The 21503-nt window shown below is 36.6% G+C and carries 16 protein-coding genes, 1 other RNA gene and 1 other annotated feature; of the genes, 4 read left to right on the forward strand and 13 right to left on the reverse strand.

The annotated features are described in order from the left end of the window. Window positions 1–11: 11 nt before the first annotated feature. Window positions 12–434, reverse strand: a complete 423-nt coding sequence (gene cymR, locus OWO01_RS03845; RefSeq protein ID WP_268779114.1) for a cysteine metabolism transcriptional regulator CymR — start codon at window positions 432–434, stop codon at window positions 12–14. Between the two features lie 732 nt (window positions 435–1166). On the opposite strand from cymR, the gene OWO01_RS03850 reads away from it, so the two are divergent. The 3 genes from OWO01_RS03850 (at window position 1167) to OWO01_RS03860 (ending at window position 5121) form a co-directional block, all read left to right on the forward strand. Further along, the gene (locus OWO01_RS03850; protein WP_268779115.1) at window positions 1167–2429 is read left to right on the forward strand and encodes a replication-associated recombination protein A; all 1263 of its coding nucleotides are present in this window, start codon (window positions 1167–1169) and stop codon (window positions 2427–2429) included. A gap of 125 nt (window positions 2430–2554) precedes the next feature. Next, window positions 2555–3238 carry an RsfA family transcriptional regulator gene (locus OWO01_RS03855; protein ID WP_268779116.1) on the forward strand — a complete coding sequence of 228 codons (684 nt, stop codon included), beginning with the start codon at window positions 2555–2557 and terminating at the stop codon, window positions 3236–3238. A gap of 683 nt (window positions 3239–3921) precedes the next feature. Beyond that, the gene (locus tag OWO01_RS03860) at window positions 3922–5121 is read left to right on the forward strand and encodes an IS4 family transposase (RefSeq protein ID WP_268779117.1); all 1200 of its coding nucleotides are present in this window, start codon (window positions 3922–3924) and stop codon (window positions 5119–5121) included. A 232-nt stretch (window positions 5122–5353) separates the two neighbouring features. On the opposite strand, the gene ssrS is transcribed toward OWO01_RS03860, so the two are convergent. The 3 genes from ssrS to hisS form a co-directional block, all read right to left on the reverse strand. After that, window positions 5354–5534: non-coding RNA, 6S RNA (gene ssrS, locus OWO01_RS03865), on the reverse strand. A gap of 96 nt (window positions 5535–5630) precedes the next feature. Then, entirely contained in the window at window positions 5631–7418 is a 1788-nt protein-coding gene (aspS, locus tag OWO01_RS03870; protein WP_268779118.1) for an aspartate--tRNA ligase, read from the reverse strand. A 3-nt stretch (window positions 7419–7421) separates the two neighbouring features. Then, the gene (hisS, locus tag OWO01_RS03875; RefSeq protein WP_268779119.1) at window positions 7422–8702 is read right to left on the reverse strand and encodes a histidine--tRNA ligase; all 1281 of its coding nucleotides are present in this window, start codon (window positions 8700–8702) and stop codon (window positions 7422–7424) included. A gap of 88 nt (window positions 8703–8790) precedes the next feature. Beyond that, window positions 8791–9016: a binding site (T-box leader), on the reverse strand. Window positions 9017–9227: 211 nt separating this feature from the next. Here hisS and OWO01_RS03880 point away from each other — a divergent pair. Further along, on the forward strand, window positions 9228–10322 hold the full coding sequence (locus OWO01_RS03880; protein WP_268779120.1) for an N-acetylmuramoyl-L-alanine amidase family protein: 1095 nt from the start codon (window positions 9228–9230) through the stop codon (window positions 10320–10322). 66 nt (window positions 10323–10388) lie between these two features. Here the strand turns inward: OWO01_RS03880 and phoU are convergent, their stop codons facing one another. The 9 genes from phoU to recJ form a co-directional block, all read right to left on the reverse strand. Beyond that, entirely contained in the window at window positions 10389–11045 is a 657-nt protein-coding gene (gene phoU / locus OWO01_RS03885) for a phosphate signaling complex protein PhoU (RefSeq protein ID WP_268779121.1), read from the reverse strand. 36 nt (window positions 11046–11081) lie between these two features. Next, complete coding sequence (gene pstB, locus OWO01_RS03890) at window positions 11082–11921, reverse strand: phosphate ABC transporter ATP-binding protein PstB (RefSeq protein WP_268779122.1); 840 nt, start codon at window positions 11919–11921, stop codon at window positions 11082–11084. A 17-nt stretch (window positions 11922–11938) separates the two neighbouring features. Further along, the gene (gene pstA / locus OWO01_RS03895; RefSeq protein WP_268779123.1) at window positions 11939–12823 is read right to left on the reverse strand and encodes a phosphate ABC transporter permease PstA; all 885 of its coding nucleotides are present in this window, start codon (window positions 12821–12823) and stop codon (window positions 11939–11941) included. Further along, window positions 12824–13726 carry a phosphate ABC transporter permease subunit PstC gene (pstC, locus tag OWO01_RS03900; protein WP_418936197.1) on the reverse strand — a complete coding sequence of 301 codons (903 nt, stop codon included), beginning with the start codon at window positions 13724–13726 and terminating at the stop codon, window positions 12824–12826. A gap of 128 nt (window positions 13727–13854) precedes the next feature. After that, complete coding sequence (locus OWO01_RS03905) at window positions 13855–14832, reverse strand: PstS family phosphate ABC transporter substrate-binding protein (protein ID WP_268779125.1); 978 nt, start codon at window positions 14830–14832, stop codon at window positions 13855–13857. Between the two features lie 562 nt (window positions 14833–15394). Then, window positions 15395–15847, reverse strand: a complete 453-nt coding sequence (gene dtd / locus OWO01_RS03910; RefSeq protein ID WP_268779126.1) for a D-aminoacyl-tRNA deacylase — start codon at window positions 15845–15847, stop codon at window positions 15395–15397. Between the two features lie 28 nt (window positions 15848–15875). Beyond that, window positions 15876–18065, reverse strand: a complete 2190-nt coding sequence (locus OWO01_RS03915) for a RelA/SpoT family protein (protein WP_268779127.1) — start codon at window positions 18063–18065, stop codon at window positions 15876–15878. Window positions 18066–18630: 565 nt separating this feature from the next. Next, window positions 18631–19143 (reverse strand): adenine phosphoribosyltransferase, encoded by a 513-nt coding sequence (locus OWO01_RS03920; RefSeq protein WP_268779128.1) that lies wholly within the window; start codon window positions 19141–19143, stop codon window positions 18631–18633. After that, entirely contained in the window at window positions 19133–21481 is a 2349-nt protein-coding gene (gene recJ, locus OWO01_RS03925) for a single-stranded-DNA-specific exonuclease RecJ (protein WP_268779129.1), read from the reverse strand. The genes OWO01_RS03920 and recJ overlap by 11 nt, the downstream gene beginning before the upstream one ends. Window positions 21482–21503 lie beyond the last annotated feature (22 nt).

Raw genomic sequence — 21503 nt, forward strand, 5'->3', positions numbered from 1 at the left:
TCTTTCTCTGATTATATATAAAACATATAAGGTTCATTATTATCATCGTCATGATCGTAAGTAGAGAGATCATCCAATGTTGTCGTATCTAGTACATTCTTCACTGCATCCCGAATTTGAATCCATAACGCTTGTTTCGCTGGCTCTTCATCTTCAATTCCTTCAACAGGTGTAATCGGCCCTTCTAAGACACGAATGATATCACCAGCAGTAATTTCCTTCGCATCTTTTGCTAGCATATAGCCACCATAAGCCCCGCGTACACTTTTCACTAAACCTGCATTTCGTAATGGGGGAACCAATTGTTCTAAATAATGCTCAGAAAGATCATTCTCTTGAGCAATTGTTTTTAATGAAACAGGTCCTTCACCTGTACGTTTAGCTAGTTCAATCATAATAGTTAAACCATAACGTCCTTTAGTTGAGATTTTCATTACCTAACACTCCCTTATGCATAAGACCGAATCGGGTATACCGATTACTTTTTCAATCATTATTTTTCATTATTATAGCATGAATAAGTTACTACTTGTATTTTTATCTGAGTTACGTGCAAAACGGCAACCTTCAAAGAAGGATAAAGTGAAACTTCAATCAGTGGGGGTTTTTAGGTATTCCCAGACTGATTGTTAGTCCTGAAGCACTTTGTTGGTTTCTCGGTGTTTAAAACTGAGCGTCTTTGCGGACAATTGTACCGGGGATATCGATAAGCTTAATAAACAAGTGAAGGATGAGGCACTTTTTAACAAAGACACTTTTACTATCGCTTTTTTTAATCAAAAAACGAACCAACGTTCGACTAAATTGTCTGTTTTTGATATAATTAAAGTAGTTAATAGGAAGAAACAACCGTAAAATGACACACAAATTCTGAATCTATCTCAACAATATATCTTCTAGTTTTATATAAAGTGAAACTTCAATCAGTGGGGGTTTTTAGCTATTCCCCCATTGATTGTTAGCCCTAAAGAATGACCTAAAGGCCCTTGAACCATTCGGGGTACTAGCGTCCGTTACTCCGGGATAAAAAAAGGAACGTTACATGTTCATTACTGATTCATTCCAAAAAACTAGTACTTTATCGTCAAATGTAGATAATTTTATCGATTTGATAACGAATCGTCAAGTGTAAAATACTACTTCCATCATTAAAGGAGTTTATTTCAATGGTACATAAACCACTCGCATTTCGCATGCGGCCAAAACACATTAAAGACATTATTGGTCAAACACACTTGGTTGGAGAAGGTAACATGTTGCATCGGATGATTGTTGCTGAAAGGCTATCTTCTATGATTCTTTTTGGTCCTCCAGGAACAGGAAAAACCTCCATGGCAATCGCCTTAGCTAATAGCTTAAACTTACGATATAAAATACTAAATGCCGTCATTGATAAGAAAAAAGACATGGAAATTGCAGTAGAAGAAGCAAAAATGTCTGGCACACTCGTATTAATATTAGATGAAGTTCATCGATTAGATAAAGCGAAACAGGATTTTCTCTTGCCTCATGTAGAAAGTAATTTAATCACGTTAATTGGTTGTACAACAAGCAATCCTTATCATGCGATTAATCCAGCCATTCGTAGTCGTGTTCATTTATTTGAACTTCACAGCTTAACTCCTGACGATATCAAAATTGCCATTAATCGAGCAATTTCAGATGAATTGGATGGACTTGGTCAAACACCGATCCTTATCTCTGAAGATGCGCTGGAACATTTTGCTCAATCTGCCAATGGCGATCTTCGCTCAGCATTAAACGGACTAGAATTAGCTGCATATTCAACGAAAAAAAATACCCGCCAACAAATCGAAATCGATCTATCTGTTGCTGAAGCCTGTATGCAAAAAAAGAGTTTTTCACATGATAAAAATGGCGATGCACATTATGATGTGTTGTCCGCTTTTCAAAAATCTATTCGTGGAAGTGATGTGAATGCTGCACTTCATTATTTGGGAAGATTGATCGAAGCTGGAGATTTAGAAAGCATTGCAAGACGAATGATTGTCATTGCCTATGAAGATATTGGACTTGCGAATCCCCACGCTGGCCCTCGAGCATTGCACGCAGTAGAAGCTGCCGAAAGAGTGGGTTTTCCTGAAGCACGTATTCCCTTATCTGTAGCCGTTGTAGAATTAGCATTATCACCCAAATCAAATACGGCGTATTCTGCGTTGGATCAAGCGCTCACTGATATTCGAACTGGTAACATTGGGGATATTCCTCTTCACTTAAAAGATGCACATTATCAAGGAGCAAGTAAACTTGGTCGGGGTGTTGATTACAAATATCCGCACAATTATGCTGGTGGATGGGTAGAACAACAATATCTACCGGACAAATTAAAGGATAAAAAGTACTATCAACCCAAAGAGACGAGTAAGTTTGAACGCACGTTAAAACAAATCTATGATAAACTTAACTAATTTCATAATATGTCATGTATAGTTTCTTCCCTTATCGTACATACTAGTAAAAACAAACGTATTACAAAGAGATTTGTTGATATACAAATCTACTAAATAAAAAAGTACGATTAGGAGTGAACAAATTGGCGAAGGTCAGACAAGATGCATGGTCACATGAAGATGATCTACTATTAGCAGAAACGGTTTTAAGACATATTAGGGAAGGAAGTACACAGCTTAACGCCTTTGAAGAGGTAGGTGATCAATTGAATCGAACTTCGGCTGCGTGTGGGTTCCGTTGGAATGCGGAAGTAAGACAAAGTTATGAGCAAGCAATCTCGATCGCAAAACGACAAAGAAAGCAGAAAAAGCGTGCAATGGCTGCCCAAGAAAGAGAAGTTCCAAATACCAATGTCTTAACCAGTAATTCGTATCAAAAGGATACTGAGTTCGCTGCGGAGGAATTCTTCTCAACAATGAATGAACAAAAAGCACACGCAGAAGAAAAAGTAGAAGAAATAAACATAGATCAAGTAATCTCTTATTTAAAAGGATTGAAAAAAGATCTAAAATTAACAGAGCAAAAAAAACATTCTCTCACTTCTTTAGAACAAGAGCACAAACATCTAATGGAACAAAATGAACAATTAAAGAAGAATGTTAAAAAACTAGAAAACCAGTTAGAAAATGTTCAAGAAGACTATCAAACCTTCTTACAAATCATGGATAGAGCTAGAAAGATGGTTGTATTTAATGATGATGAAGAAAGCAATTCTCCTGCTTTTGTGATGGAGAAAAACGGAAATTTAGAACAAGTAGCTAGATAACATATAAAATAGCGTTGGTGGAAAAAAACTCACTAGCGCTATTTTAGATAAATGCGCATTAACGAGTCGTTTTATTGCAACCTCCTCCATCGCTACAGAAATAAAGGAGTTGCTCTTTCCGCAGCCAAATATTTACGATGTGACGAGTAAATATTTCCCCACGGAAAGGGAGCCCATTTTCTGACTTAGCGGGCGAGAAGCACTAACTTATTACGCTGTTTGTGCACATTTGAACATCAAAGAAAGTAAAATTGCTCCAAACATAGAGCTAATCAAGTTTTTCCACCAAAGCCTTTTCATCGGAACTATAATATTACAAAAGAACAAAAGCGCAGAGCGCCGGTTAAAAAGCGTAGCAACTGGAGCGAATCAATCGAGATAAAGGAATCACGTTTTGCTTGCGAACAGATGATGACTTATCGTAGATTGCTTCGTGAAGTTACCTAGTTTTTGGCGCTCGGAGCTGGACGTGGCTATATCTGTTCCGAAAAGTTATCCACAACTAACGAATTTTTATAATTTCCTCACTAGCGTTGCATAAAAAAATATTTCATTTGTCAACGTTACATTTTATGAATAAAATAACTTTTATACCACATTTTGTCTTTTAATTCTTTAAAAAAATCCTTATAATTAGGAGGAAGGTCAAAGTCCTGTCCAAATCCCAACTATAAGGAGATACCATGGACAAGCATAACATAGAAACCGTGTTTAATAAATACCTTCATCCTATCGATGAGGGTATTTTAATGAAACTGGCAGAACGATTTGAAATTGATAAATATGTGAAAAAACTTGGGGTTGTTCCTTTTGTAAAGTTATTTATTTATGCACAATTAAAACAAATTTCTAGTTTGACGGATATAAGTTTTGAATTGAACAAGGATCCGAACATTCAAAAGGAAATAGGATTGGATTCGATTAGTAAATCGCAATTATCTAGGAAGTTAAGAGACATTCCACCTGAAATCTTTGAGGCCTTACTAAGACACTTGATACTAATGGTAAGGCAAAAATATGGACTTCGTAAAGGAAATCAAAAACTTAGAAAATTACATTTGATCGATTCATCAACGATTACCTTAAGCCTTAAAGAACATCCGTGGGCGCCCAAGAATCGATATACATCCGGAATAAAGCTACATACACGTGTGGTGTTTTATGATGATATTACTTACTTAGATGATTTGATTATAACACCTGCAAGACCTGCTGATTTGACTCAACTAGATCCTCTTTTAGTAAAGGTACAAGGTGCTTTTCATGTTTTTGATCGAGGGTATTTTGATTTTAAGGTCTTCGAAATGCTTTGTTCCCGAGGGATACGGTTTGCAACACGGATAAAGGACAATACCTTTATTCGGGTAGTAGAAGAGGTTAAGCTATCCAAAAGCTCATCTATTCTAAGAGAAGCTATTGTTTTTCTAGGTAAAATGAAACACCCTCTCCGTTTGATTGAAACGGTTGATAGCGAGGGAAATAAAATCCAAATTGTTGTGAATGATGCAAAAATATCAGCCGAGGAAGTAAGTACTATTTATCGAGATCGTTGGAAAATTGAGCTTTTTTTTAAGTGGATGAAACAGCACATGGTGTTAAAAACAATGTATGGAAAAAGCCCCAATGCAGTATATAATCAAGTGTATATGGCGATGATTTCCTTTTGTTTAACGCTATTAATACAAGCTGATTTATTATATAAAGGTAGCTTGTTGGTGCTAAAAAAACACCTTTCTAAATTCAGCTTAGATAGATACCTTTCATGTAAAAAGGAATTGTTTAAGCCACCTTCTCGATCCTCTGGAGGTAGGAAGGTTTATGATCATGAGCAAATATTTAGAGAAACATTAAAAGAAGTGGAAGAAGGAACGTTTAGAGGTTAGCAATTAATGAAATATAATGTAAAAAAATGAATAAAGGACGCCTTCGATAATGTCACTTTATCCTTTTTTCATTTTTTTGCACAAGAAATATTTTCTGAATATTCTGTATTATAGCGAAAATTTGTTGTTGACTTTTTCGCTATAATTTTATGCAACGCTAGTGTGATTTCCTAGACAGAGAAAAAACAGCTAATTTTCATTAAATGAAAATTAGCTGTTTTAAAATTTGTTTTTTAATCCCGATCGTGCCGTCTTCATAGAAAGTTTTGAACCCGCTCTTAGCAGGTGGGTGCCCTGTTCCATATCTTTTGCTTCCTTATGTAAGGCATGCAAGCCATACAGAAACTTTAAGCTCCCGAAATTATAATGTTCGGTCAAAACATTAATAATTACAACGTACACATCAGGATTGATTGTTGTTTTCGTTAATAATTCCTTATTAACTTATGTTTATATATTAGCATAAACAGATTCATTTATCAAGTGCTTTTGCAAATGCTTTCATCGTTTTATTCTTCGTTAACGATTAGTGCTTCTCCTGATAATCCCAAGGATAATTCGTCCAATTGTGCCTGACTTACCGTTCCCGGTGCGTTAGTTAACGGATCAGTTGCCGAAGCTGTTTTTGGAAACAAAATCGTATCTCGCAAATTAGTTTTTCCAGCTAATAACATGACCATCCGATCAAATCCCAAAGCGATTCCACCGTGAGGAGGTGCACCGTACTCTAATGCTTGTAACAAGAAATCAAATTGTTCGGTTGCCTCTTCTTTGGAAAAGCCTAATACTTCAAACATTTTTTCTTGTAAATCTTTCTTGTGAATCCGTAACGATCCTCCACCCAGCTCAAAACCATTTAAAACAAGGTCATATGCGGCTGCTTTTACTTCATCAGGATTTGTCGCTAGTTTTTCTACATCTTCATCTGCTGGCATTGTAAACGGATGGTGCGCAGCGAAATAGCGACCAGCGTCTTTATCATATTCTAATAATGGCCAGTCCGTTACCCAAAGAAAGTGAAAGCGACTCTCGTCAATTACATTTAATTCTTTCGCTAATTTCAATCGAAGTGCACCAAGGCTATCGTAGACCACATTTTTCTCATCTGCGACAAACAAGAGTAAATCTGAATCACTAGCGTCAAGTGCATGGATTAGATCTAATTGATCCGCTTCCGTGAAAAATTTCGCAATTGGTCCCTTTAAATTTTCTTCTTCTACCTTTAACCATGCTAAGCCTTTTGCGCCATAAATTTTCACAAAATCCGTTAATTTATCAATATCTTTTCTTGAGAAATTATTGGCTTCATTCTTCACGTTAATTGCACTAACTTTCCCTCCAGAAGTTACAGCACTTGCAAAAACTTTAAAATCAGAATTCTTAACCAACTCAGATACGTCAACTAACTCCATATCAAAACGCGTATCTGGTTTATCTGATCCATAGCGATTCATCGCCTCATCATAAGAAATTCTTGGCAATGGTGTATTAATATCCACACCTTTTACTTCCTTCATCAAACGTTGAATCATTTTCTCTGTCATCGCCATGATTTCATCACTAGTCATGAATGAGGTTTCAATATCAATTTGCGTGAATTCTGGTTGACGGTCTGCTCGTAAATCCTCATCACGGAAGCAACGGGCAAATTGGTAATAACGCTCAAAACCAGCTACCATGATTAACTGTTTAAACAATTGTGGTGACTGTGGTAAAGCATAAAAATGTCCTGCATGGACCCGACTTGGAACTAAATAGTCGCGCGCACCTTCAGGAGTACTTTTCGTCAGCATTGGCGTTTCCATTTCCAGATAACCTTCTTCATTTAAAAAGTTTCGCATCACCTGAGCTGCTTGATGACGTAAACGGAAAGTCTCTTGCATCGATTCTCTTCGTAAATCTAAATAGCGATACTTCAAACGTACATCTTCAGAAATATCTGTTCCATCTAACACAGTAAATGGAGGATTTTTCGCTTCATTCAGAATACTTATTTCATCAACAATCACTTCAATATCTCCGGTTTTCATCTTTGGATTAATTGTTGATGGGTCACGCAGTACTACTTTTCCTACTAATTCTAACACGTATTCACTGCGAACAGATTCTGCGATTTCAAGTGCTTCTTCTGATGTTTCAAGATTAAATACGACTTGTACCAGCCCTGATCGATCACGTAAATCGATAAAGATCACGCCACCTAGATCACGCCTTTTTTGCACCCAACCTTTTAAGGTAACTTTTGAACCAACATCTACTTTCGTTAAATCCCCCGCTAATTGTCTTTTTTCTGTCATTGATTATTGCCCTCCTTTTTTTATCTGCTCGGTAAGATAGGAAACAATATCTGGTAAGGAGATACTAACTTGTTCTCCTGTTTGCATGTTTTTTATTTCTATCTTGTTTTCTGCTAATTCGTTCTCACCTAAAATCAGGACAAACTTTGCCTTTAAACGATCAGCTGCTTTAAATTGAGCTTTGAACTTTTTCCCTTGATAATCCTTATCCACTTGAATACCAGCTTGACGGAGTTGATTTACAAGTTCAGCTGTTTTAAGCTCTGCCTTTTCCCCCATTGCAATGACGTAACTGTCTAGGGCATCATCAATTGGTAATTCAATATTTTCTGCTTCTAGAGCCATTAACAATCGCTCAACACTAAGTGCAAAGCCGATCCCAGGTGTTTCGGGTCCACCTAATTCTTCCACTAGTCCATTGTAACGGCCTCCTCCTGCCAACGTGGTGATTGCCCCAAAGCCTTCCGCATCACTCATAATTTCAAAAGCTGTGTGGTTATAATAATCAAGACCACGAACCAAATTAGGATCCACATGATAAGAAATATCCATTATGTCAAGAAATGCTTTTACTTTTGTAAAATAAGCATCAGCTTCTTCTGTTAAATAGGACAAGATCGAAGGTGCTGTTTTCATCGCAGGGTGTTCCCTGTCTTTCTTACAGTCAAGTACACGTAGTGGATTTTGAGCTAACCTTACCTGGCAATCCGAACAAAGTTCCTCTTTATGTGGCTCAAAATGTTCCACTAAAGCATTTCTGTGATTCTCACGACTTGTTTGATCGCCCAATGTGTTGATGACTAATTTCAACGAGCGTAAGCCTAATTGTTTGTATATTTCCATTGCCAAAGAAATAACTTCTGCATCAATAGCTGGATCAGCACTACCTAGAGCCTCAATACCAAATTGAACGAATTGTCTCCATCTTCCCTGTTGTGGACGTTCATACCGAAACATCGGTCCGATATAAAAAAGCTTCTGCGGCTGATTTGCCTGACCGAATAACTTATTTTGAACAAAAGAGCGAACGACAGATGCCGTACCCTCAGGTCTTAGCGTTAGCGTTCTATCTCCCCGATCTTGAAACGTATACATCTCTTTTTGAACAATATCAGTTGTATCTCCTACTCCACGCTGAAATAGTTCCGTATGTTCAAAAATCGGTGTTCGAATCTCCTGGTAATTGAAATTTCGACACAGTTCAATAAATTTCGCTTCAACATGTTGCCATTTCTCTGTTGTACCTGGCAACAAATCTTGTGTTCCTCTTGGTAAATGAATCATTGTTAATACCCCCTATTATGTATAACGTAAACAAAGTTTGAGATTACATTTTGGCACTTCATTTAAACATAAAAAAACCCCATCCCTAAAAAGGGACGAGATTACACCCGTGTTGCCACCCTAGTTGAGATAGAATTTACACTCTACTTCCACTTAAACAGTTAACGCCTGTGAACGTTTGTATTTACTCTATTTTCAATACAACACTTACGGAATGTCTTTCGTTGAATTGCTTAACAGAGATCCTTTCAGCCTAGAAGATCTCCTCTCTTCTGTTCGCATTTTTCAACTACTTTTTCCCTCATTAGTTTTATTTTGTCGTTAAATTGTTTGAATTGTTTATAATATTACTGTTTGACTCTCTTAATGTCAAGCTTGTTTGAACTTTTTTTTCAAATCAAGCACTTGGTCGGCTTTTTGTCTGAACGTCCATCAATTTTTTTAAACTTTTTGTTGTGAAAACTTTACTTATCGCTGTATGATAAATTATGATGATATTATGAACGATTTATGGAGGATTACGATATGAAACGATATCTTAGTATATGGATTATTTTCGGCATTCTACTTATTAGTCTAACAAATATTCCAACGATTTATGCACGACAAGTAGAAATTGAAACAGATGATTTACTTGTGCGAAGCGGTCCTGGCACTAGTTACGAACCTATCGGTCATGTAAGCTCTGGGCAAGTTTTCACCTATCTTGACCAGGAAGGCGAATGGATTTCTATCGATTATCATTCAGAAACAGGATGGATATCAGCTCAGTTTGCAAGCATAACTACTGAACAGGAAAATTGGGAAGAAAAACCTTCAAATGATGAGGATGCACAAACTGATGGTAATGAGGGAACTGTCTTTACAACAATCATCCCTGTTGATGTTGTGAACCTTCGAAGTGAGCCTTCTACCAATGGAGATATTGTTACAGAGATTCCAATTGGGGAAATGATTTCATTTTCAGTAATGAACGATTCTGACTGGATTCATGTAACATGGGGAGATTATACAGGTTATATGCCGTCTTGGATAATCGGAGATGAAATGCAGTTTACAGAGGTACAAGATTCCATTTTTCAAGGAAAAGTTATTGTAATTGATCCAGGACATGGAGGCATCGATGTTGGGGCAATTAGTGCTGCGGGATATTACGAAAGTGACTATGCAATGATGACCTCTGAAGTTTTACGAGATACGCTGGAAAAGCTAGGAGCAACTGTCTATATGACTCGTGAAGATGATTATTATTATTCCTTGTCACCCCGAGCGAGTTTAGCTAATTTACATCTTGCTGATGTTTTTTTGAGTATTCACTATAACAGCACACCTCAGTATCCCAGTGCAAACGGGATGAATACTTTTTATCGAGAAAGCAATGACCGTGCTTTGGCAGGATATGTTCATAACTCACTCATTGAAACAACAGAGGCGAATGATCGAGGATACGATAGCGGTGATTACAGTGTGCTTCGAACAGGATCACGTCCAGGCCTTTTATTAGAGCTTGGTTTTATTTCAAACGTAGAAGAAGAAGAGAACATTCAGTCCCATCAGTATCAAAGGAAAATGACAGAAGGAATTATTCATGGTTTACGACGTTATTTCAGTCAAAGATAAGCTTTATAAAGATAATGAAAACAAGACAATTACTTATTTTTAATAAGCGATTGTCTTGTTTTTTACCTATCCGTTTAAATCAAATGTTTCGCCCTTAACAAGATACATTACATTTTCAGCAATGTTCGTTAAGTGATCTCCGAAACGTTCAATGTATCTAGCGCTAAAGGCAATTTGCATAATTAACTGAATAGATTCTGCATTTGTTGCTGTCTCTTCTAACAATCCTTGTAATACGTTAGCATACATGCCATCAATAATATCATCTAACTCCGCTAATTTTTTAGCTGATTTTATATCTTCTTTTTCGTAGGCCTCAATAGCCAAGTCAATCATTCTCAATGCAACATCGCACATATCTGCCAATGATTGATCAATACCAAACTGTTTTCCACCGATATGAATAGCAGAGCGAGCGATATTTTTTGCATTATCCGCCATTCGTTCTAAGTCTGTAGAGATACGAATAGCTACAATTAATTTTCTTAAATCAGAAGCTACAGGTTGTTGTCTTGCAATCAACAATATAGCAGATTCATTAATGGATAAATCCATTTCATCTAATTTTTTGTCTGTTTCGATTACACGAGCTGCCATCTCTACATCTGCATCATAAAGTGATTGAACAGAATCTACTAGTTGTTGTTTTGCTCTGCCTGCTAATTCAACCACCTGCTTCTTTACTCCATTTAATTCTAATTCAAACTGACCTCTTACTACCACATTACTGCCTCCTATCTCAGATCGATATATCTATCGTTAACCGAATCTTCCTGTAATATAATCTTCTGTTCGCTTATCTTTTGGCATAGAGAATAAAGTATTAGTATCTGTAAACTCTACTAATTCTCCATTTAACATAAAGGCTGTGTAATCAGAAATACGGGCAGCTTGCTGCATATTATGGGTGACAATTACAATGGAATACTCTTTCTTCAATTCTTGAATTAACTCTTCCACTTTAAGTGTTGACTTTGGATCAAGTGCTGAAGTAGGTTCATCCATCAAAATAACATCTGGCTCGATGGCTAAACAGCGAGCAATACATAATCGTTGCTGCTGACCGCCTGATAGACCATAAGCATTTTGTTTTAGTCGATCCTTTACCTCATCCCAGATATACGCACCACGCAAACTTTGTTCAACAATTTCATCCAAAATCTTTTTATTACGAATCCCATGAATTTTAGGACCATAAGCTATATTATCATAAATGGATTTTGGGAAGGGATTAGGTTTTTGAAAAACCATTCCTACCTGCGTTCGCAACTCTTCAACTTTAAAAGATTTATCTAGAATGTTTTTACCACGATATTTGATCGTTCCAGATGTTTGAACACCAGGCACTAACTCAACCATTCGATTTAATGTTTTTAAGTAGGTTGATTTCCCACATCCAGATGGTCCAATAATCGCTGTAACATTTTTTTCATAGATTGGTAATTGAATATTTTTTAAAGCCTGTGTATCGCTATACCATAGATTTAGATCGTCTGTTTCAAATACAATTGGATTCTCTATCAGTGATTCTTGTTGACTCTTCTCACTTGAAGTAACTATTTTTTTATTTAACGCTTTTACACTTATTACAGAATGCATATTCCTCACCCACCCTATTAATATCTTTGCTGAAATTTATTTCTTATAATGATTGCAGTCGAATTAAGCATAAACAATAATACAAGTAACACAATAATGGTTGCTGAAGCTAAATATGCGTATTCCTCCACAAGTGAAGCATCAATTGTCCAATAATAGATTTGCATTGGTAAAACGGTAAATCGATCAAAAATTCCACTTGGGAACGGAATAAGTAATGCAGGAATTCCTAACACCACTAATGGAGCTGTTTCCCCAATAGCTCTTGATAATGCCAAAATAGATCCTGTTAAAATACCCGGTAACGAAGCAGGCAAGATGATATTCTTTACGGTCTGCCATTTGGTTGCCCCTATACCATAAGACGCTTCTGCAAGATGCTGTGGCACAGATCGGATAGCCTCTTGACTGGCAACAATTACAATCGGAAGAACCAATAATGACATGGTTAATCCCCCAGCTAATACAACACTACCAAAATTCAATGCACGAGCAAAAATGGTCATACCAAGGATTCCATAAACGATTGATGGTACACCAGCTAAGTTTGCAATATTCGTCTGAATAACAGATTGCATTCTTCCTTTTTTTGCATATAATTCATTGTATATTGCTGTTCCAACCCCTAAAATTGTTGTGATTGGAACTACTACAGCCATTAACCAGAATGTACCTAAAATTGCCCCCATAATTCCTGCTTGATCTGGATTTGTTGATAATTTCCCTGTTAAGAAATTCATATTTAGATAGGACAGGCCTTGATTTAACACCCGAACAATTAATACTGCCAATACAATTAGTCCAAAAATTGTCGCTAGAAAAAAACATACTTGAAAAATTTTGTTTAACTGCACACGAAACCGCATTTTATTCCGAACCATTTCCGGTTCCATATATTTCATTTAATATTCCTCCCTAAAGCGCCGAGAAACATACCTAGCGATAATATTCATTAGTAAAGTAAAACAAAAGAGGGTCATAGCAACAGCATAAAGACTGTAATAGATGGTTGATCCGGTTGGTGCATCCCCACCAGATACCTCTACTATATAAGCAGTCATTGTCTGCATAGATTGTGTCAAGTCAAAAGTGAAGTTTTTTGAACTTCCACTCGCAATGGTTACGATCATGGTTTCTCCGATTGCCCTCGATGCTCCTAACACAAAAGAAGCAATGATACCTGACAAAGCAGCTGGAATAATAACACGAAAAGTGACTTCTAATTTTGTAGCACCTAACGCTAATGCGCCTTCCCTCATTGCATTAGGAACTGCACTCATTGCATCTTCAGACAATGAAGCAATCATTGGGATAATCATAATCCCCATCACAATACCTGGACTAAGAATATTAGTAGCCCCTAAACCAGGAATGAATTCTCGTAATAATGGCGTTACAAAGGTGAATGCAAAGAAGCCATACACAATAGTCGGTATACCTGCAAGTAATTCTAACATTGGCTTTAATACTCGCCGAACACGATCTGATGCATATTCACTTAAATAAACTGCCGTCATTATTCCAATTGGCCCGGCAACAAGTAATGCAATAACGGAAGAAATGATCGTACCATTAATTAATGGTAAAATTCCGAACTCTGGATTTTGACTTAATGGTCTCAGTACCTTGCCTGTAAAAAATTCCAGAAATGATACTCTTGTGAAAAATTCATAAGTTTCTGTAACTAACACCAATACGATACCAACGGTTGTCAGAATGGAAATCATGGCAATAAAGAACAAGAAATAAGGAATGCTTTTTTCTAACAACAAGATGCTTTTTTTTGAAGACTTATTTTCTGCAATCCATTTGCTTACTTGAACTGGTTTCTGTTTTGATCGCTTACTTTCTACTAACACCCGATACCCACCTCTTTAATACGAATAAGATGAAGCGAGCAAAAGATACTCGCTTCAAAATATTAGCAATCTATTTATTTTAATTTTTCTAATGTTTCTAAATATTCATTAATTTCTTCATCTGGTAATGGAGCAAAACCTGTCTCTCCTGCAAAAGCATTTACATTTTCCACGAGATAAATTGCGTAATCCAACACTTGTGGTTTTTCTTTTGCAGCATTCATATTTAAGTACGTGAAAACTGGTCTAGTGAAGTTTGCATATGCTCCATCTTCAGCAATCGTATCTAACGATGGTTCTACTGGACCATCACCAAAATCTACTTGTACTGCTTGCAAACTATCTTTATTATTCACATAGTATCCAAATCCGAAAAACCCAATTGCATTTTTGTCTTGAGATATTAATGTCACTAGTGTTGAATATTCTTGTTGTAAATCAACATCATCAACCAAATCTGCTTTTTCCAAAATATTTTCATAAAAGAATTCATACGTTCCATGATTTTCATTTGGACCATACGTGTTAATTTTCTCCGAAGGCCAATCTGGATTAATATCTGACCAATTGCTTATATTGCCTTCCGCATGAAATATACTAATTAATTCTTCTTCGGTCATTTCAGAAGCCCAGTTGTTATCTGGGTGAATAACAAACGTTAAACCATCTAATGCTACTTTTAATTCTTGTACTTCAATTCCTAAATCTGTTGCTGTAGCTAATTCTTCCTCTTTAATTTCACGGGAGGCATCATTAAAATCCGTGCCATTCTCGACTAAGAACTTTTGAAAGCCAGCACTTGTTCCAGAACGTCCTACTTCAACAGATACATTTTCTTGCTCGGCAACCATATACTCTTCTGCTACTCTTGCCATTAATGGATAAACTGTTCCAGAACCATCAATTACTACACTACCCTCTAATTCACCTGATGTTTGATTGTTCGAATCACTTTTTTTTGCACTTGCATCATCAGTCTCATCGCATGCAGTAATAAAACCAATAAATAAAATAAGTAATGCAACTAACCCCAAACGTTTCATTTTTTTCATCAAGTATTTCCCCCTAGATTTCATGAATTATTATGGCTTGACTACTTCAACCACAAATTCATCATAACTTGTTAGTTTTAACTGATCGTTAACCCAGCGTAAAGAAAATGTAAACTTTATTTTCAACTAGAACATTTCTTAAAGTACATGACTAGCTTAAAAGATTTACATGATTCTTAATTATTCGTATTTGACACAGACGAATGGTCCTTACCCGCTACGTCAGAAAATGGGCTCCCTTTCCGTGGGATTCAATTTCATTTGAGGAGCGGATAAGAAAATTTTTCGCTAGCACACAGTTTATGGATAATATTTAGTTGTAGACTAGCGTTAATAAAATTATTACGTACTAGCGCTATTTTTCCCGGTATAATCATCCGTAAAGCTATTACTTCAAAACTACCAGGAAATTGTTTTTTGTGCTGGTGTAAAATCAGAGTCAACCGTATGGCTGGTTAAACTTAGATTAAGTAGGAAAAGAGCCTCCCCGACAAAATGATTAAAATTTTATTTTTTAAGTAAAAAAAGATAATCCCTGAAAACAGAGATTATCTTTTTAGCTTTATTTTTTTCGATCTTGACTATCTAAAATAATGGTTACAGGACCGTTATTGACAAGTTGAACGTCCATCATTGCTCCGAAAACACCTGTCTCTACTGTCATTCCTTCTGCAATGGCCAATTGATTGAACTGTTGGTACAATTTTTCAGCATGGTCTGGTTTAGCAGCTTGGATAAAGTTAGGCCTTCTTCCTTTGCGTGTGTCTGCGTAAAGTGTAAATTGAGAAACGGATAATATATCACCTTGAATATCCTTTAAAGATACGTTCATTTTTGCTTGATCATCCTCAAATATTCGTAAGTTGATAATCTTTTGAAGAATATAGGTAACATCTTCTTCTACGTCATCGTGAGTAACACCAAGCAAAACAACCAAGCCCTGATCTATTTTTCCGACAATTTGACCTTCAACAGCTACACTAGCTTCTGTGACCCTCTGTATTATCGCTTTCATACCGACTCGTTCTCCTTACTATCTATTACTATTGTACGACTCGTTCAACGGTATATACATCTTTGATTTGTTTTAGGCGTTCCACAATTTTTCGTAAATGGTCAACATTCTGAATTAATAGGGTTAAATGAATGACTACAATCTTATTGCGATCAGACTTTCCACTTACTGCAATAATGTTCGTCCCAATTTCATTTACTGTTTGAAGCACATCGTTCAATAAACCACGACGATCGTAACCGGAAATTTCCAAATAAACGTTGTAATGCTTGGAACTTGTTTCTTCCCACTCAACTTTCAACTCCCGATCTTTTGCTCCGTCTGCCATGTTTGGGCAATCTTTACGATGAACGGAAACGCCGCGTCCTTTTGTAATAAAGCCAACAATTTCATCACCTGGAACAGGATTACAACATTTCGCAAGTCGTACAAGTAAATTATCTACTCCTTCTACTTTTACTCCGGAATGCTTTTTACCCGTTGATTTTGCTTTTGACGTATGTTTTTGTACTTGTTCGATCGTTTCTTCTAATTCTTTCTTTTGTTCTGATCGACGAATTTTATCCGTAAGTCTGGTTGCGATTTGTGATGCAGTTATCCCCTGGTAGCCAACAGCTGCATACATATCATCAATGCTAATAAAATTGAAACGATCAGCAACTCGTTGCAAGTTTTCGTTGGTAAAAACTTCTTTCGGATCGAAATTCGATGATCGAACCTCTTTATCCACCATTTCTTTTCCTTTTACAACATTTTCATCGCGTTGCTGCTTTTTAAAGAATTGTTTTATCTTATTTTTCGCTTGAGAAGTTTGGGCCATTTTCATCCAATCACGTGATGGTCCATAGGAATGTTTCGATGTCATTACTTCTACAATATCTCCGTTTTTCAGAGGATAGTCTAAAGGTTCCATCTTTCCGTTAATTCGAGCACCGATCGTGTGGTTACCAACTTCTGTATGAATTTTATAAGCAAAGTCAATTGGAACAGATCCTTTTGGTAGTTCTATCACATCACCTTTTGGAGTAAATACATAAACCATATCTGCAAACAGCTCTACTTTAAGGGATTCCATAAATTCTTCTGCATCATGTGTTTCGCTCTGTGAATCTAATATTTCACGAAACCAGGCGAGCTTCTTTTCGGAACTATCTTTCCCCTCAATTTTCGTTCCTTCTTTATAAGCCCAGTGAGCAGCAATTCCATATTCAGCAATTTCATGCATTTCTTTCGTTCTTATCTGCACTTCTAATGGAGCACCTTTTGGACCGATAACTGTTGTGTGCAAGGATTGATAAAGGTTTGGTTTTGGCATGGCAATATAGTCTTTAAATCTACCAGGCATCGGTTTCCAACACGTATGAATAATTCCAAGAACTGCGTAACAATCTTTAATACTGTTAACAATTATTCGAACCGCTAATAAATCGTATATTTCATTAAACTGCTTATTCTGTAAAACCATTTTTCGATAAATACTGTATAAGTGCTTTGGGCGACCAGAAAATTCCGCTTCAATATTAACATCTTCTAATTGATTCTGAACTTCTTTCATTACTTCTTCAATATAAAACTCTCGTTCTTGACGTTTTTGTTTCATTAAATTAACAATTCGATAATATTGTTGTGGGTTTAAATAACGCAAAGACGCATCTTCTAATTCCCATTTAATCGCCGAAATACCAAGTCGGTGTGCTAATGGTGCAAAAATTTCTAATGTTTCATTGGCGATTCTTCGTTGTTTTTCAGGAGGCATGTGCTTCAATGTTCGCATGTTGTGCATACGATCGGCAAGCTTAATTAGGATGACCCTTATGTCTTTGGACATCGCAATAAACATTTTCCGGTGATTCTCTGCCTGTTGTGCTTCTTTAGACATATAGCGAATCTTACCTAATTTCGTTACGCCATCAACTAACATAGCAACCTCACTACTAAATTCTTCGGTTAAATCTTCTATCGTAAATTCTGTATCCTCAACAACATCGTGTAAGAATCCGCTCGCAATTGTTTCAGCATCTAAGCCTAAATGAACTAATATCCCTGCCACTTGAATTGGATGGATGATATACGGTTCACCAGATCGTCTGAATTGGTTTTCGTGTGCTTTTTTGGCATATTCAAAAGCACGACGAATAAAAGCAGTATCATCCTCAGAAAGATACTGTGCAGCTTGATCTATTACATCTTGTGCTGTCAAAATGTTTTCTTTCGACATATGATCACCCTTGTCCTTTTGCCCTTTGTTCATTTAGAATTTTTCATGTTTTTCTTACTGTATTCTCTATAATAACATGTATTCTTTTAATTTTATAACATTTATCAGCAATTTTTCAACAATATCCGCCAAATAGTAAAAACAAAAGTGCAGAGCGCCGGTTAAAAACGTAGCAACTGGAGCGAATCAATCGAGATAAAGTGAAACTTCAATCAGTGGGGGTTTTTAGGTATTTCCCCGATTGTTAGTCCTAAAGGATGACCTAAAGGCCCTTGAACCATTCGGGGTGCTAGCGTCCGTTACTCCCACTGTAACAACTTGCTTTTCTCATTATTTTGAAGTGGGAGTCTTACGGACGGTTGCTCCGGGATAAAGGAATCGCGTTTTGCTTGCGAACCGATGATTACTTATCGTAGATTGCTTCGTGAAGTTGCCTAGTTTTTGGTGCTTGGAGCTGGACGTGGCTATATCTGTTCTGAAAAGTTTTCAACAGCCAACGCAATTTTAAAATTTCCTGGACTAAAATAAAGGAGTACCTTTTAGAAAAGATACCCCCTACACATTATTAGTATGTCATTAATGTTAGTACGTCATAGTCTTTTAATTTCTCACGACCATTTAAATACGTTAGCTCGATTAAGAAAGCACACCCAACGACAATGCCACCTAATTCTTCTACTAGTTTGATGGTTGCTTCAATTGTACCACCCGTAGCTAATAAATCATCCGTAATCAAAACACGTTGTCCAGGTTGGATCGCATCTTTGTGGATAGTTAGTACATCTTTACCATATTCTAAACCATAATCAACTTTAATTACTTCTCGTGGTAATTTCCCTTCTTTTCTTACTGGAGCAAAACCAATCTCCAATGCATAAGATACAGGACATCCAACAATAAAGCCTCGCGCTTCTGGTCCAACAATAATATCAACATTTTGTTGTTTTGCATACGCAACAATTTCATCTACTGCTGATTTATATGCAGTTCCATTATCCATTAATGTAGTAATATCTTTAAACTGAATCCCTTCTTTTGGCCAGTCCTCTACCACCGTAATATATTGTTTATAATCCATAAACTTTTTCCTCCTCTATAGAGCTCGTTTGCTCTATCTGACTACTTATCCATTGTTTGAGTTCTCGATAATTTGAATAGTATAGTAATTGTTCGATTTTACTTTGTTTGAGTGAGTTTTGGTAATGAAGCGATTCAGTCAAATTCCGCTTTTTCACTTGTTCGTTCGGCTCAACTACTCCATTCGTTATTTTAACAAATTCAAGCTCAGAAAACACTTGGATAATGAAATCTATTTTATTTTTTTTCCAACCTTTGTGCTTACTTAATAATAGTAGCTCTGTATCCTGATTAAATGTACCTCTTTTGATTAACATCGAATAAAACCATTTAAAATCCTCTCGGCTTGGCAATGATTCCATGTAATGTTGCTGTTCCAATCGATAACACGTAAAAATGTTTTTCCATTCTACTTGTGAAAGGACTTCTGTTAAGTGTTGTAACTCGCTTGGCAAATCAAGCAAAATTAAATTCGCCATATTTCGCGTCTGTATCTCCCCGAAATTTCCTTGCCATTCTTTATAAGAAACGACGGGTAAATTACATTTAGTATTGGAATTTGATTGAAAGCTTACACAAATGGTATCTGCCTCGGTAAGGTGTTGAATTTGGCGTTCCCATAAGTTTGAACCACGATAATCAAACAATTGCCATTCAGACACCCCAATATCTTGTAACATAAATTGGGGAGACTTCTTACCATTCCATTCATTCACTTGCAAAGTACCAACAATTTCCACTTCCGCCTCTTTTGAAATTGCATGAAAGTGTTCTCCCATACCAAAACCAACGGCAGGTAGTTGATGGAAACCATCCGTAAAAGTTATTTTTAAATGATTTTTCTTCGTGCCGATTTGTCTCTGTTCATTCACTTTGGCTTTCACGTAAAATAAGGGTTTTGGATTGGCCATGCCAAAAGGAGCAAGTTGATTAATTTCTTGAATAACAGATAAATCAATCTCATCAAGTTTTAGCTCCCCATCAATATGCAGTTGTTCTTTAAAATCATCTTGTTCCAACTGTTCACTAGCCAATGTGTTTAATCTTGCTCTCAGCTTGTCTACATTTTCGATAGGTAAAGTCATGCCAGCTGCTTGAGCATGTCCTCCAAATTGATGGAATAGTTCTTTGCATTGCATTCCGTTTTGAAACAAGTCAAAAGCATCAATACTTCTTGCTGATCCTTTTGCTCGATTTTGTTCAGGGTCTAAAGTTAAACAAATAGCTGGTCGTTGAAAAGTACGAACAAGCTTGGAAGCAACAATCCCAAGTACGCCTTGGTTCCAACCTGCTTTTGCTACAACAATTACCTGCTTGTTTTCTTCTTCGTTCTCGGTTACTATTGCAATTGCCTCCTGAACAATAGCCTCAACGATCTGCTTGCGTTCTTGATTTATCTGATTAATATTGCTCGCAATTTCATGAGCCTCTTCGATATCTTCAGTTAATAATAACTCAACTGCTGGATATGCCGTTTGCAAACGCCCTACTGCATTAATTCGTGGACCAATCAAAAAGCCAACGTCTTCTTCGGTTACTGATTCTTTTATTCCCGAAACTTCTTTCAACGCTTGAAAACCTGGGCGTTTGGAATTAGTAATTGCCTTCAATCCGTAATAAGCAAGAATTCTATTCTCATCAACTAAGGGTACCAAATCTGCAATGGTACCAATTACAACAAAATCAAGCAGTTGTTCAGGAAAGTACCCAAGTAAATACTGAGCCAATTTAAAAGCAACCCCAACTCCAGCTAGTTCTTTAAAAGGATACTCTTTAGAACATTTTGGGTGGATGATTGCATATGCTTCTGGTAACTCTTCTTGTACCTCGTGGTGATCCGTAATTATTAAATCCAGTCCTAGTTCACCTGCAACTCGAGCTGGTTCTATTGCTGCAATCCCAGTATCTACCGTGATAATTAAGCTGAATCCCTGATTTTTAGCTTCTTTAAAGGCTTCTTCGTTTGGTCCATAACCTTCTGTAAAGCGGTTCGGTATATAATAATCACACATCGCTCCTAATTCACGAAGTGCTTCAACTAATAGAGCAGTTGCGCTTACCCCATCTGCATCATAATCACCAAAAACCAAAATACTTTCTCCAGTTTCAATTGCCTGCATGATCCGCTCTTTTGATTTTTCCATTCCAGAAATCATACTTGGATCATATAAATCTGTTAGACTCGGTGTTAGAAACCGTTTAATTTCTGCTTCAGCTATTATTCCTCTTTTTTGCAATAAACGCTTTACCGTTGGTGAAATGTTCATATCATCTAAAGCTTTTTCCATTTGATCTGCTTCTTTATATGTAAAGTTCCATTTCATCTGTCTTTCTAACATAAATTCACCCCTGACTCACTTA

Source organism: Natronobacillus azotifigens, assembly GCF_026805325.1.
In the GTDB taxonomy this organism is placed as follows: domain Bacteria; phylum Bacillota; class Bacilli; order Bacillales; family Amphibacillaceae; genus Natronobacillus; species Natronobacillus azotifigens.